Genomic DNA, 14,929 nt, shown 5'->3' on the forward strand with positions numbered 1-14,929 from the left:
CACAAAAAAGCTTACCTTTGCTCAGGAAGGTAAGCTTTATGCTTTATTCAACAATTTTTACTTGAACGGTTTTCATACCATAGCTTGCTGCTTGTTGTTTGGTTGGCATATGAAGGTCAATTTTATTCCCTTTGATATTACCACCTGTATCTCTAGCTATTGCATAACCATAGCCTTCTACCCAAACTTTTGTACCTAAAGGAATTACACTAGGGTCTACAGCTACTACACCATTTGGATTTGCTTTTAAATTATAACCTGTAGATGTTAAACCTCTGCCATCACATGAGGCACAATCCCAATTGTATGCTGTTGCTTTCATGTATAGCGTTTTCCCTTTATCCTCACTACCGCCACGTGAAACGGTTTCAGTGCTAGAAGATGTGTCAGCATATGCTGTTGTTCTCGGTTTATTTACCTTCGTACCCACTGCAACAACTTTTTCTTTACTTTCTTTTTTCACTTCTTCTTTCACAAGTTCACGAGACACTTCTTCTCCGTTTTCTAAAACTACTTCATAATGTTTTTCAACTATTCCTGGTTCACCTTCTGAAATAATTTCTTCTTTACCTTTTTCCAGTGAACTGTCGCTACGTTTTACTACTTTAAAGTCTTTTTCTTCTTCCACAACATCTTTAACTTTTTCTACTCGTGTAATATTAATATCAGTGCTCTTGTTTATTGACGCTGTCTGTTTCGGTTCCACACGGTCTAATTCATTTAGTTTAATGTCATGTTTCGCTAACAATTCCTTAATAGACCCGCCAGTTGTCCAGACTTGTTGTTCCTCTCCAGCATCATTAATGGTAACTTGAAATGCTTTTTCAATATCGATCACAAGATTGTTGTCAATTTTTGTATTTGCTGCTAATGATAATTGATCTTTTTCTGATACGTCAATTTCTTGTTCAGTCAAAAATTCTTCAACAGTATCACTAGTTGTATAGTATGTTTGATCTTTTCCATCTATGCTGACTGTTACTTGTTTTGCAATTGTATGCTCGATTTTCATTTCTCCATTTACGAGGTCGTTTAGTTCATGTGAGAGTTCATCGTGTTCTCCCACATTAATTGCAAGTTCATTTAGAACATCTTCGACAGTATTGGCATGTGTCCGAACTGTCGTTGTTTCACCTTCTTGAACAACTGTAACTTCTGCCTTTGATAACTCATAAAATGAAAAACAGATAAATCCGATAAATACAAATAAAGAAAGTGCGTATACGAAGTCTTTGTTGTTCAAAATGTGACTAATTTTAAGACGCTGCATGAACTATTCCCCTCCTTTTACTCGCCGTTGTATTATATATAGATCCTTTTTAAGTGTCAAACGGGCTTATGGAACGCAAAAAGCAGCAAACTCCTTGAATTCAAAGGAGTTTGCTGCTTTTTTTATTGAAATATTTCAAATTGTTTACATTACAGTAACATTGGCTGAAACATATACTATAACAGGCATGATTAGTGTGTTAAACCAAAAAATCTTTTTGCATTTTCAGTTGTTTGCTTACTAATTTCTTCATAGCTTTCTTCACGTAGTTCTGCTATTTTTTCTGCAACCAGCTTGACATACGCTGGTTCATTTCTTTTTCCTCGATTGGGATGGGGTGCGAGAAATGGACAATCTGTTTCAATTAATAAACGATCTGCCGGTACATACTTGGCCACTTCCTTTGGTAAATTTGCATTTTTAAACGTTACAGGGCCACCTAATGAGATATAGAAGTTCATCTTTAAGCAAGAATCAACATAGTCAACAGAATCATTGTAACAATGCATGATCCCTCCAACTTCTTCAGCCTTTTCCTCCTGAAGCACTTGGATAATATCTTCTGTTGCTTCTCGGTTATGAATAATAATTGGCAAATTGACTTTTTTAGCTAACTGGATTTGTTTACGAAATACTTCTTTTTGTACGTCTTTTGGTGACTTGTCCCAATGATAATCTAAACCCATTTCGCCTAAAGCGACTACTTTTGGATGGGAAGTTAATTCTTCTAACCAGTCTAATTCTTTGTCTGACATATCAATAGCATCAACCGGATGCCAGCCAACTGCTGCATAAATATGGTCATATTCTTCGGCCATCTCTATTGCCTTCGGGATTGTCTCATGATCAAATCCGACAATGACCATATTTTCGACACCAGCCTCTTTCGCACGTTGTAACACTTCTTCACGGTCTTCGTCGAAATGTGACACATTTAAATGTACATGTGTATCAAATAACATCCTAATTCCTCCTTATAAAAACAACGACTCACTTAATACGGTGTAGATAAAAACTGCGAACTAATGAAAATTTATCTAGGTGCTAACATTTATTGAGCGGACATTTAGTGCGTTATTTGAATGAAAATCATTTGTTTCTTCATGTTAGCGGACATTGAATCCCTTATTTGGTTCATTTCGGCTTCAATTAGCACTATTTTCGATGAATAGCGGAATAGATGTCCGCGACCAACCTAAAAACGGCACTTTTGTCAAAAATAACGGAACAAATGTCCGCGCTCAGCCCAGATTTACTTGGGGGTCACCTTACTTCGCAGTTTTTTAATTTTGTACATTTATTTCTTTCTAAACAAAAAGTATACACAGTGTCAGATACTGAGCTGGTGTATACTTTTTAGTGTATATTTATTTTACTACGGATCCGTTTGGCAGGTCTGAATCGACTGTTGCCAGGGAAAGGGAGCCGTCTTTGTCTTCTCCGGATAGTATCATGCCTTGTGATAACTCACCACGTAGCTTAACTGGTTTTAAGTTTGTTACACAGATTACTTTTTTCCCTACTAAGGAATCAGGAGTGTAGTACTGCGCAATACCTGACACTACTTGACGTTTTTCGTCGCCAAGGTCCAGTTGGATACGTAATAGTTTATCAGCTTTTTTCATCTTTTCTGCATGTGTTACTTCTGCCACTCGTAAATCTAATTTCATAAAATCATCAAATGTGATTTCATCTTTTGCTTCTTTTTTCTCTTCTTTCTTCTCAGGTTCAGGTTTGGTCATCATGTCTTTAATAATTTGCACTTCTTTTTCGACATCTAAACGCGGGAAGATTGGGTCTTTCTTAACTACTTTCGTTCCTGCTTCAATTACCCCAAATTCTAACAAACTATCCCAAGTATGAAGTGACTTGTTATCACTTACTCCAATTTGTTCAAAAATACGATTTGGTGTTTGGGTTAGGAATGGACGTAATAAAATCGCAACTCGACGTAAACTATCGACTAAATGCGCCATTACATTACCTAAACGATCTTTTTTGCTTTCATCTTTCGCTAAAACCCACGGCTCTGTTTCATCAATATATTTGTTTGTACGACTTACATATTTCCAAATGTTTGTTAATGCCACAGAGAATCCCATCTCATCTAATGCATCTTCTACATTCGATACTGTTTCTTTAGCTAAATTTTCTAATTGTTCATCAAAAGATTCCTCGGAAGCACGGAATGCAGGAATTGCACCATCAAAATATTTATTAATCATTGCTACTGTACGATTTAATAAATTCCCTAAATCATTAGCAAGGTCATAATTCGTGCGATCAACAAATCCCTCTGGTGTGAAAACACCGTCTGAACCGAACGGTACTTCACGTAACAGGTAATATCGTAAAGCATCTAACCCATAACGATCTGTTAAATCTATTGGGTTCACGACATTCCCTTTAGATTTCGACATTTTTCCATCTTTCATCAAAATCCAACCATGTGCAAATACTTTTTTAGGTAATGGTAAATCAAGTGCCATTAACATAATAGGCCAATAAATCGTATGGAAACGAACAATCTCTTTACTCATTAAATGAACATCAGCCGGCCAGTATTTTTGATATAAACTATCATCGTCTGTACCATACCCTAAGGCAGTGATGTAATTACTTAATGCATCAATCCATACATAGATGACGTGTTTAGGATCTCCAGGAACTTGAATTCCCCAGTCAAATGTTGTACGAGATACCGCTAAATCTTCCAGTCCTGGTTTAATAAAATTATTGATCATTTCATTTTTACGGCTTTCCGGCTGAATGAACTCTGGATTTTCATCATAAAAAGCAAGCAGACGGTCGACATACTTACTCATTTTGAAAAAGTATGATTCTTCTTTCACATGTTCAACTGGACCACCACAATCAGGGCAACGGCCATTTTCCAATTGTCGTTCTGTGAAAAAGGATTCACAAGACGTACAATAGCTCCCTTCATATTCATCCAAATAAATATCGCCTTGCTCTAATAATTTTGCGAAGATTTTTTCGACAACTTTTTTGTGACGCTCTTCTGTAGTACGAATGAAATCGCTATAAGAAATATCTAGCTTCTCCCATAAATCCTTAATACCACTTACGATTTCATCTACATATGCCTGAGGTGTAACCCCCGCTTCGTCCGCTTTTTTCTGGATTTTTTGACCATGTTCATCCGTTCCTGTTAAATAACGAACATCATACCCTCTAAGTCTCTTATAGCGCGCCATTGCATCCCCAGCAACCGTACTATATGCATGGCCAATATGTAAATTTCCACTTGGATAATAAATCGGTGTCGTTATATAAAAAGTTTTCTTTTGTTCTGTCATACTATACCTCCTCAATACATTTTTAAATTCTATATATAAACAGTCTGCTTTTATTGTAGCGATTTTTCTAACATTTTTCCATCATAAATACATTTTCGCCATTTAATTAGCTTTTAAAACAACAAAAATTGTCGAAATTTCCCTACAAACTTTTGACCTGTTTTTTTTCAATTTTTTTATAAAAGCTTGAAAAAAATGCAAAAATTAAGTTTGACAATAATGGCAACTAATGGTATTATAACGCTATAGATGTCGAATCTTGCCGAATTTATTTATCAAAGGGGAGAATAAATAATGAAGTCAACAGGTATTGTGAGAAAGGTAGATGAGCTTGGTCGTGTTGTAATTCCGATCGAACTTCGTCGTACACTAGGAATTGAAGAGAAAGACGCGTTAGAAATTTATGTAGATGATGAACGTATCATCTTACAAAAATACAAACCAAATATGACTTGTCATATTACTGGTGATATCTCTGACGACAACTTTACATTAGCAGATGGAAAGTTAGTACTCAGCCCAGAAGGTGCTCAGACACTAGTTGAAGAAATCCAAAATAAATTAAACAAATAATTCTTACAAGTAAACATCTTTGTATATACTTACTTAGCTTTTTAAAAACCCCTTTTCAATCAATGAAAAGGGGTTTTTTACTTCTATTTTTTTTATTCCATATGGTAAGCGCTATATACTTCTCTTTTTGGAATGTTGCGTTCTTTTGCTACAGCTTTGATGGCTTCTTTACTTGAATATCCTTCTGATTCCATCACCTTTTCGACATGTTCTTTTAAAGAAAGGTCTGCCCACCAGTTCGTATCTGTACTGTGTATGATACCTTCAACCACAATACAGCATTCGCCTTTGATCTTGTGTTCAGTTATCCATTCTGCCACTTCTGGTAATGTTCCTCTTATATATTCTTCATATCTTTTGGTTATTTCCCTTGCTATCGCTACATTTTTGTCACCAAGTGTTTCTGCTAATTGTTTGATTGTCTCCTCAATACGATGAGGTGATTCATACAAGATAAATGTTGTATCAATTGATCGTAATAATTGTAAGGCTTGATCACGATCTTTTTTCTTTCGTGGCAGAAATCCATAGAAATAAAAGTGGTCGGTAGGCAAACCTGAGCCAACCAGGGCAGATAAGGCAGCGTTCGCCCCTGGTAATACAACAACTGATAGGTCAGCTTGAATTGCAGCTTGGACTACTTCATAGCCTGGGTCGGAGATTCCTGGCATCCCTGCATCACTCACTAGTGCAAGATTTTCCCCATTATTAAGCAGCTCAATGATTTGGTCCTGTCTTGCCATTTTGTTATGTTCATGATAGCTGATCATTTTTTTCTTCAGCTCAAAATGATGAAGCAATTTTCCTGTGTTTCTAGTATCTTCAGCTAATACAGCGTCAGCCTCTTCCAATATTCGTAATGCACGAATTGTAATATCTTCTAAATTACCAATTGGTGTCGGCACCACGTATAACGTACCTTTTTCTGCATTAGTTTGGTAGCTCTTTTGTATCTGCATATACGCCATACCTTTCCTTCTGCTTTTCTTTTATCAATAATTCCTTCTGTTCCTTTGAGAGCCTTTTAATCTTCGCTTCTAGTTGCAGTGCTTCTGATTTTGTCTGACATTGTTGCTGATATTGAAGGTGGAAGGGAGCACGTCCTCTTGTATATTTGGCACCTTTTCCTTGTTCATGCATTTTTAGCCTTCGTTCGACATTTGTTGTATAACCTGTATATAATGTTTCATCCTTACATTTGAGAATATAGACATAATGATTATTCTTTTCTTCCATATAATATACCTTCTAACTCTTTTGTATAATTTCCATCTTTGTCGAAAGCAAATATTGGTGGAAGTAGCTTAAGTTCAGGATTTCCATCTCTTATCCCTTCTATTAATAAAATGTTTGCTTCTTTTCCCTCTTTTGGATAGACGAAGCGAACTCGCTTTGGTTCAATTTTATATTGCCTGAATAACGTAATAATATCGACAAAACGTGATGGGCGATGTACCATAGCCACTTTACCACCTGACTTAACGAGTTTACTACACGATTGTACCACATCTTCTAATGTACAATATATTTCATGTCTTGCGATCGTTAGATAATCATTATGATTATGATGATTTTTGTTTTCGGTTTGAAAATATGGTGGATTGACGGTCACTAAATCAAATTTGTTATTTTTGAAGTAAGCAGGCATATCTTTCAAGTCGCCATTGATCATGTCAATTTGATCGCTTAAGTCATTGAGCTTAATACTTCGGCATGCCATGTCATAAAGTCGTGCTTGAATTTCGACGCCTGTGATGGGGACCTTAGAATGTCTTGTTAATAATAGTGGGATAACGGCATTGCCTGAGCAAAGGTCAAGTATTTTTCCCTTTGTTTTTGGTGCTGTGGCAAAGTCCGACAATAGTACGGCATCGATGGAAAAAGCGAACTTAGTCGGACTTTGAATGATTTGCATTGTTTGGTCTGCCAACAGATCATCAATTCGCTCATCTTCATTTAATTGCATTTGTTAATCTCCTTCAAATAAAGTACATAGTTGATATAAACTGATAAGTTGTGAAAAGTTGTCTTGGTGTAGCTTCTTTCCATTCTGATTAGTGATGAGTGCTTAGAAACGCTCCGGCAGAATACTGCGCTATGATAGATTTTCTATCTTATGAAAGTGGAGATCCATAGGGAGTAATTCCATAGGTTCACTCTTGTAAAAGTCAGTACTCTACACTAAGCGGAGGCAAGATACGCAGACTCCTACGGGAATAGCGCGAGCCGAAGACCCCGCAGACAAGCGATCTTTGCTTGTCGAGGAGGCTAAGGCCGTGCCCGTGGAAAGCGAAGTATCTTGCCGGAGCGAATGATAGCACTGAACGGAAGAGAGCAAATCCATGTCCAGTTACTTCGCAGTTTATGTATTTTTCATGATTCATTTCAGCTTTATTCTAAAACGAAGGCTGACACTTTATATGCCAGCCTTTGATTGGTTTATTTGGTTTTGTTTAGGAAGAGTAGGCAGAATAGGCAGTCGCCTTCTTGTCTTGGGCTTCCAAAATGAACATTACATATATGAAAGCCTTCTTCATAAAGTCTTGCTAAATTATCGTACCCTTCGCCAACAGCTTCTTCATGATCACCTTGTTCGTTGTGATCTAAATTCTCAGGTTCATTGTCCAATCTTTGTCTAAGATGATGATTTTCCATCTCTAATCGGTGATTTTCCTCCAGCATTTCTGCTAACTGCTGCTTTAGATCCCCTAATTGCTGATATAACTGGCCAATTTGCTCCTCCATGTCAGAAACTTGTTCAAATAATTCTTTTTTCTTCAAGTACTTCCACCCCATTATTCTGTGCCCTGGGTATTAATAACTCCTTCATTTATAAGTTCATCTAATGTATATTCAATCATTCGTTCTTTTTCTGGAATTTCGATTTGAATAAGACGTTCTAGAATATTTAGCCCGACAACCTTTCCCTTGCCATAAGCTGTCGTTATTTCTTCACCCAGATCCGGTAATTCTTTTTTAGCCGTTTCATAATCATCATTCTCGTATTTCAAACAGCACATTAATCGACCGCAAAGACCAGAAATCTTAGATGGATTCAATGAAAGATTTTGATCTTTCGCCATCTTAATTGATACCGGCTCGAAATCACCTAAAAATGTGGAGCAGCAAAGCATACGACCACACGGACCGATTCCACCTAATAGCTTAGCTTCATCTCTAACACCAATTTGACGCAATTCAATACGTGTTTTGAAAACAGATGCAAGATCCTTCACCAAATTACGAAAATCTACTCTGCCATCGGCTGTAAAATAGAAAATGACTTTATTTCGATCAAAGGTATATTCTACATCGACTAAATTCATTTCCAAGTCATGTTCCTTTATTTTTGCCTGACATGTTTGATAAGCATCTTCTGCAATTTCCTTATTCTCCACGACAATCAATTTATCTTTGTCATTGGCAATACGGATCACTTTCTTGAGGGGAAGAACAACATCTTCTTCATCCACCTGTTTATTCGCAACAACAACCTTACCAAACTCTACTCCTCTTACCGTCTCCACGATGACATAATCATCTGTTTCGATTTTTAAATCATCTGGATCAAAATAATATATTTTACCCGCTTTTTTAAAACGGACACCTATAACTTCTATCACAAATATTCACCTCTATATTTGAAGTGTTAATTGCTCCAATACTAACTGTGGGTGCACATTTTGTTCTAATTTCCGTTTTGCCTCCATAATATATTGTAAGTTATCAGTTGCATGGTTCAAAGACCAATACATAGCTGCTGCTTCTAATTTATTATGGTGATTAGCAAACACAAGCACTTCAGGTTCATCTAAATGATAATGAACAATATCTCTAAACCATAATAATAATAAATCGAGACCTTCTTGTAATTGTGTACGTTCCTTAAAATGTGGCATCCACTGCGTATGCACAAATATTGGCACTTCGTCTGTATTATGTTGAAGCATTTCAACTAATTGTACCACTAATTTTCGTGACTGTGCAAACCAAGTATCCTTACTCTTTTCAATTGCTTCTGATAAATTATTTGTAAGTTGCGTCATTAAACGGGCATTTGCTTCTGTTAACCCTTCTTGTTGTAGACTATCTTCTAATTGCTTAGGATTTAATGGTTTAAGTGATAGAATTTGGCATCTGGAACGAATCGTTGAAAGAATGGCATGGCTATTCTCTGTTAATAAAATTGCTGTTGTTTGCTGATTAGGCTCTTCTAAAAACTTCAACAAGCGATTCGAGGCATTATCCGTCATCTTTTCCGCCTGTGAAATAATATATACTTTTTTATTTGATTCTAGTCCAGTATAGGTAAATTCTTTTTGTAAATGTAAGATCTGTTCTTTCTTAATACTTGCACCCTCAGGAATGATGATATGTAAATCAGGATGATTCCCACTTTTAATCCGTCGACAGTCACTACATTGATGACATGGGTCGATTGTTGTTCGTTCCTTACAAAAGATACTCATTGCGAAAAGGAGTGCAAGCTCATACTTTCCCGTACCCTTATCGCCATGGAATAAATAGGCGTGAGATATTCTTGATTTTTTGATGCTGTTCATTACCATCTTACCGACAATAGATTGTTTTTCTAACATGTCCGCCCATACAGTATCCATTATATTGCCTACTTTCCTCTTTTTATTAAATAAAGATTATGAAGCAAAGAAGAGGATGGATTAGTTTCCCTCAGCTAATCTACCCTCTTTTTGCTTACGTATATAAGTTAATGAGGAGCCCTTTTATTTCTCCAATTAAGTCTAAGATTTGTATCGAGTTTTTTTCCTGATCCATAACAGATTCTGTTAATTCCACTAGTTTTTCGTCAACTTCTTCTACAATGGTTAATCTGCGGTTATCACCATCTAACATAAAGCTGTGAGACTGTTTTAATGCCATCCCATAGTTAACTGCTTCTTTGACAAATCGCTTTACCATTCTTTTATACGTAGCAAGATCTTTAAAAGAACGAAAACGGGCGATTTTTTGCCCTTGAACTGTCAATTCACTCATTAATTTTTGCAGTTCAGCTTGTTTTAATTGTGTTGATTGCTGTCTCACCATCGTATCAAAACGTTGTGATGGTGGCCTTGATTGTTGATCTTTCTTGTTCAATGCATCTAGTTGTGTTCGCATTTCCTGACTAATTTTCATAACTAGTGAAACCTACCTTTTAAAATTGATGAAAAGCATCGACTGGAACAACAAATACTGTTGCTCCTCCAACTTCTACATTGACTGGTCGTGGAATATAAGAATCCGCATTCCCACCCATAGGAGAAACAGGTGAAACCAATTGCTCTCGTTGACTGCAGTTATCACGAATTATTTCTAGCGCATCATCAACATGTTCATCATCGCAACCAATCATTAGTGTCGTATTACCTTCCTTTAAGAACCCACCAGTAGATGATAATTTTGTCGTTTTAAATTGTTTTTCTCCAAGGGCATCAACCAAACGATTACTATCCTTATCCTGCACAACTGCCATAATTAATTTCACAATTGCCGCCTCCTTTTATATTTCACCTTATTATAATACGAGACTTCCATCAGTAGTGTTTTTCTTTTCATCCCCACTAATGTTATCAGGATGCTAACATCACCCTCAATTATAGTTGATTCTTCGGGTCTTATGGGCGATTATTCACCGTGATAAATATGCTTTAATCTTTTTATATGCTTGCTCTTCTACTTCTATTATACCAAAATTTGCGTCAATTCTCTCTATACGTTCAGGAAATTTCACAAGTAATTGTTGATACGCTTCATATACCTGTTGATGAAAGGTTAATGATTCTAAATCTAACCTGTTTTGTTCCCTTTCTGCATTTTTATTAATTCGTTTTAATCCTTCTTCAGGCTCTATATCAAAAAATAAGGTGAGATCCGGCATTTGATCTGCAATCGCAAATTGATTAATCTGAAACACTTCGTCCACACCAAGTCCTCGTGCTGCACCTTGATAGGCAAGACTGCTATCTACAAAACGATCACACAGTACAATTTTACCTTCTATCAGTGCAGGTTCTACTTTTTCCACTAAATGTTGCCTTCTTGCAGCAGCATATAAAAGTGCCTCAGTTCGTGCATCCATCATCGTATTTTTTGTATCTAAAATAATATCGCGAATTCTTTCTGCAATTGGGATACCACCTGGCTCCCTTGTATTGATTACTTGATATCCTTCTTCTGTTAAGCGTTGTGCCAACCTATTTAAAATAGTCGTTTTACCAGCACCCTCGCCACCTTCAAATGTTATAAACACGTTCATTCTCCTTCTGATACATCATAAATATATAAACCAAATTCTCGATTGCTTGGTTGAAAGTTTATTTTTTGTTCGAATAGATCTTTTATTTTTTCCACTGTTGTTTTTCTTATTTCTTCTCCTTTTGCAAGGAAGGGAATTCCAGGGGGATACGGAATAATTGCCTCTGCAGCAATTTCTCCTATTGCATCTTCCCACGAGCACCACTTCTGCTTTTGATGTTGCATTTCTGCATATGATAAAGCTAGTGGTGTAATTTCTTCATAAAAGTAATGGTTTTTAACTTCTATTGTAGCACGCTTAGCAGAAAAAATTAATTTATCTGTAATTCTCCTTATTTTTTCTGTTAAAATTACCGGATCAATCGTCGGTTCTAATCCTAAGATAAACAATATATGTCTATCAGTTGTCAATTCTGGATAAAGCTTTTCTATTTCAAATAGTTCTTTTACATACTGACTATTTACACCTTCTTTTACTCGCAAACATAATTTCAATGGATCATTGCTCTTTTCTAGTATCCAATCATCAGTATTAGTAAAACAAGTTCGAATTTTTTCAATATAAGTAAATAGAACCTCACTTTGTTCTAGAGTATAGGTAGCTAAATAATAACGAGCTAAGTCTAAACTTGCCATTATCGGATACGACGGACTGCTCGACTGCAGCATTTGCAAATAATAGCTGAGTTTTTGCCGGTCTACTCGACTAGTTTGTACATGAAGGTAAGCTGCCATTGTCAGTGCAGGTGTCATCTTATGTGCGGATTGAACCACGATATCTGCCCCCAACTCTACAGCAGATGCTATTGATATGTAAGGTAATGAAAAATGACAGCCATGTGCTTCATCGACCAGAACTGTTATGTTACGAGAATGAGCAAGGTCAACAATTTTCTCTAATGGATATATGTCTCCGAAATAATCGGGATAAGTAAGGATAACTGCTTTTGCCTCTTGGTATGTATCTATAGCTTGCTTGATAGTTGCTACAGAAGGTCCTGTATATCTCTGGTTGATTTTATTATATGAAGGAGGCAGGAATATTGGTTGCACCCCTGCTAATTCCATGCCATGCAAAATCGATTTGTGACAATTCCTCTGCACGAGTACTTGGTCGCCTGGATTACATGTTGCTAATATCATTGCTAAATTTCCTACAGTACTGCCATTCACTAAGAAATAGGTATAGTAGGATTTAAACCAGTTTGCGGCTAAATCCTGTGCCTCTTGAATAACACCCTCTGGTGCATGCAAATCATCTAACCCATTCAATTCTGTTAGATCCATTTGCAAAAAAGATTGAAATTGCTCCTTTGCCATTGAGACAAATATTTCCCCATTTTTATGGCCTGGGACGTGAAGTGATACATTTTTGTTATCTTTAAAGTCTTTTATTGCTTGATAGAGTGGTGTTTGATTTTGCTTGTTATCCATTCTATGGCCTCTCTTTTTTAATTCCTTTTCTATTTATATTTTTCGCCTAAAAAAATAAATGGAATCACTAGTTGTGACTCCATTATATAGTATAAAATGATTGATTGATAGCACGTAATTTTTCTACATAAAATTGATAATTTTCATCCTTAGGACTTGTGGAAATGATTTGCCTTTCACATTCATCACAGATATAAAGTTGATATAAAAAAATACCGTCATCCTTTGTTTGATTACATATACCACAAATATGAATATTTTTCCCCATATGCCACACCTCCATTAGTTAGTATGGCCAATCTATTAAATTATATACAAAGAATAATAGAATTTTTATGATAAACCCGCTCGATCCTTATTCGTACTATATACAAACTGCGAACCAATGAAAATATTGTGTTTAGTATGGCTCTCTTCTATTCTCCTAAAGTTGAGTGCTGGTACTCGCTTCGGCAGAATACTCCGCTTTCCGTGGGCTCGGCTTCAGCTAACTTTGCAAAGCAGACCACTTTGCAAAGTGGATCTTCAGCTCTCGCTGTCCCACAGGAGTCTCCGTATTCTGCCTACGCTAATTTCAATATTTTGATTATTGAAAGAACAGAACCCAAGGATATGTAATCTTTGTATTTCCTGTCACTTTATTAGAACACTATTCTAAACTGCAGAAAAATGCGACACTCCTGGGGGACTCACGCGACGAAGATCCACTTGGTAAAACGGTTTTCTTTACCAATAGCTAAGGCAGTGCCCCTGGAAAGGAAGTATTTTTCCGTAGCGATCAAGCACTCATTCATAATAGAATGAAAGAAAGCAAATCTAAAAAGTATAACTTCGCAGTTTATGTTTATTTTGCGCACCATTTAAGACATTATTTCCTTTTTAATTTCGACAATTTTAATGTTTTTTCACGTGAAACATTTTTATTTTTTATATCCAATCACTTGAATTCGACAGTAATCTGCAATCCATTGATGATCTCGATACAAAGTTGGTTTTAATACTTGTTCAACATGCTTTACTAATTGTTCCTTTTCATCATCATTTAACTGTGCTAACATACCTGCAGCAAACATAAGGATCCAATTTTTCAGTCCGGCTTCACCATCTAATAAAGTTGGTCTAGTAAAATATCTAGCATATCCAACTGTAAATCCAGCTTCCTCCATTAACGTTGTATACTCTCCGATACTTGGAAAATACCATGGTTCTTCTAAACGATCATAATTCGGAAATAATGTTTGGTAAGACTTTTCAATAGCTTGTCTAATATTTTGTACATTACCTTTTCCACCAAATTCAACAACAAATCTTCCATCTGAATGCAAACTTTGATATAACTTCTCCAAAGCTTTTTTTGGTTTCGTAATCCAATGTAAAGTAGCATTAGAAAATACAGCATCAAATTCGTTATGAAAGTCCATATCATATACATCCATTGTGTGAAAAGTAAGGTGTGGATACTTGTTTTGAGCTTCTTGCACCATATTAGTTGAACGATCTATCCCTATAATACTTGCGCCATTTTTGTCTATTTCATTTGCCAGATCTCCAGTACCGCAACCTACATCAAGAATCCTCTCACCTTCCTTTGGAGAAAGTAATTTCATCACACCTTCACCATAACTTGATACAAACCCATGTCTATCATCATACAAAGCAGAAGACCAAAAATCCATAAAATTCCTCCAAACCTTTTCACCTATTATATACTAAATTTTAATTTTGGGGATCAAATATTCTTCAAATCTCTCATTTATAAGATATCCCTGTCTCTCTACCTCTTCAATCATGTGAATTGTTGTCTACATTAACTTGAATTTAACCTAGCTAAATGCTCTAACCTTTTATAACAACAAAAAAACTCCCTAGTCTATTGACTAAGAAGTTTTTCAATTGCCTGGCAACGTCCTACTCTTGCAGGGGCGCGAGCCTCAACTACCATGGGCGCTGGAGAGCTTAACTACTGTGTTCGGCATGGGAACAGGTGTGACCTCTCCGCTATCGCCACCAGACTTTGTATGTTATGAAAGGGATATACCCTAAAAACTAGATAAGAGTG

The 14,929-nt window shown here is 36.3% G+C and carries 16 protein-coding genes and 1 rRNA gene; 1 reads left to right on the forward strand and 16 read right to left on the reverse strand.

From position 1 onward, the window contains the following. Window positions 1-43 precede the first annotated feature (43 nt). From ACTWP4_RS21850 to metG, 3 genes are all read right to left on the reverse strand, one after another. Window positions 44-1,270, reverse strand: coding sequence for a ubiquitin-like domain-containing protein (locus tag ACTWP4_RS21850; protein ID WP_443130905.1), 1,227 nt, complete (start codon window positions 1,268-1,270; stop codon window positions 44-46). A 191-nt stretch (window positions 1,271-1,461) separates the two neighbouring features. Beyond that, entirely contained in the window at window positions 1,462-2,232 is a 771-nt protein-coding gene (locus tag ACTWP4_RS21855) for a TatD family hydrolase (protein ID WP_443130906.1), read from the reverse strand. A gap of 405 nt (window positions 2,233-2,637) precedes the next feature. Continuing rightward, entirely contained in the window at window positions 2,638-4,590 is a 1,953-nt protein-coding gene (metG, locus tag ACTWP4_RS21860; RefSeq protein ID WP_443130907.1) for a methionine--tRNA ligase, read from the reverse strand. Window positions 4,591-4,884: 294 nt separating this feature from the next. On the opposite strand from metG, the gene ACTWP4_RS21865 reads away from it, so the two are divergent. Beyond that, window positions 4,885-5,163, forward strand: coding sequence for an AbrB/MazE/SpoVT family DNA-binding domain-containing protein (locus ACTWP4_RS21865; RefSeq protein WP_443130908.1), 279 nt, complete (start codon window positions 4,885-4,887; stop codon window positions 5,161-5,163). Between the two features lie 92 nt (window positions 5,164-5,255). Here the strand turns inward: ACTWP4_RS21865 and rsmI are convergent, their stop codons facing one another. The 13 genes from rsmI to rrf form a co-directional block, all read right to left on the reverse strand. Beyond that, window positions 5,256-6,122: a 16S rRNA (cytidine(1402)-2'-O)-methyltransferase gene (rsmI, locus tag ACTWP4_RS21870; RefSeq protein ID WP_443130921.1), complete on the reverse strand. Its 867-nt coding sequence runs from the start codon at window positions 6,120-6,122 to the stop codon at window positions 5,256-5,258. Further along, the gene (locus tag ACTWP4_RS21875; RefSeq protein ID WP_443130909.1) at window positions 6,094-6,399 is read right to left on the reverse strand and encodes a GIY-YIG nuclease family protein; all 306 of its coding nucleotides are present in this window, start codon (window positions 6,397-6,399) and stop codon (window positions 6,094-6,096) included. Before ACTWP4_RS21875 ends, rsmI begins: the two co-directional genes overlap by 29 nt. After that, entirely contained in the window at window positions 6,383-7,129 is a 747-nt protein-coding gene (locus ACTWP4_RS21880) for a tRNA1(Val) (adenine(37)-N6)-methyltransferase (protein WP_443130910.1), read from the reverse strand. Before ACTWP4_RS21880 ends, ACTWP4_RS21875 begins: the two co-directional genes overlap by 17 nt. Before the next feature lie 473 nt (window positions 7,130-7,602). Next, window positions 7,603-7,944: a DNA replication initiation control protein YabA gene (gene yabA, locus ACTWP4_RS21885; protein ID WP_443130911.1), complete on the reverse strand. Its 342-nt coding sequence runs from the start codon at window positions 7,942-7,944 to the stop codon at window positions 7,603-7,605. A 14-nt stretch (window positions 7,945-7,958) separates the two neighbouring features. Next, on the reverse strand, window positions 7,959-8,786 hold the full coding sequence (locus ACTWP4_RS21890) for a PSP1 domain-containing protein (protein ID WP_443130912.1): 828 nt from the start codon (window positions 8,784-8,786) through the stop codon (window positions 7,959-7,961). Window positions 8,787-8,798: 12 nt separating this feature from the next. Continuing rightward, window positions 8,799-9,782, reverse strand: a complete 984-nt coding sequence (gene holB, locus ACTWP4_RS21895) for a DNA polymerase III subunit delta' (protein WP_443130913.1) — start codon at window positions 9,780-9,782, stop codon at window positions 8,799-8,801. 94 nt (window positions 9,783-9,876) lie between these two features. After that, a complete protein-coding gene (locus tag ACTWP4_RS21900) occupies window positions 9,877-10,317 on the reverse strand; it encodes a YaaR family protein (protein ID WP_443130914.1) in 441 nt (146 codons plus the stop codon). A gap of 19 nt (window positions 10,318-10,336) precedes the next feature. After that, entirely contained in the window at window positions 10,337-10,666 is a 330-nt protein-coding gene (locus ACTWP4_RS21905; protein ID WP_443130915.1) for a cyclic-di-AMP receptor, read from the reverse strand. A gap of 144 nt (window positions 10,667-10,810) precedes the next feature. Then, a complete protein-coding gene (tmk, locus tag ACTWP4_RS21910) occupies window positions 10,811-11,431 on the reverse strand; it encodes a dTMP kinase (RefSeq protein WP_443130916.1) in 621 nt (206 codons plus the stop codon). Between the two features lie 2 nt (window positions 11,432-11,433). Further along, on the reverse strand, window positions 11,434-12,870 hold the full coding sequence (locus ACTWP4_RS21915; protein WP_443130917.1) for an aminotransferase class I/II-fold pyridoxal phosphate-dependent enzyme: 1,437 nt from the start codon (window positions 12,868-12,870) through the stop codon (window positions 11,434-11,436). A gap of 82 nt (window positions 12,871-12,952) precedes the next feature. Beyond that, window positions 12,953-13,138: a sigma factor G inhibitor Gin gene (locus tag ACTWP4_RS21920; RefSeq protein ID WP_443130918.1), complete on the reverse strand. Its 186-nt coding sequence runs from the start codon at window positions 13,136-13,138 to the stop codon at window positions 12,953-12,955. A gap of 652 nt (window positions 13,139-13,790) precedes the next feature. Beyond that, entirely contained in the window at window positions 13,791-14,546 is a 756-nt protein-coding gene (locus tag ACTWP4_RS21925) for a class I SAM-dependent methyltransferase (RefSeq protein WP_443130919.1), read from the reverse strand. Window positions 14,547-14,765: 219 nt separating this feature from the next. Beyond that, window positions 14,766-14,882: ribosomal RNA gene (gene rrf, locus ACTWP4_RS21930) — 5S ribosomal RNA — on the reverse strand. Window positions 14,883-14,929 lie beyond the last annotated feature (47 nt).

It is taken from the genome of Gracilibacillus sp. D59 (assembly GCF_052246695.1).
GTDB lineage: Bacteria > Bacillota > Bacilli > Bacillales > Amphibacillaceae > Gracilibacillus.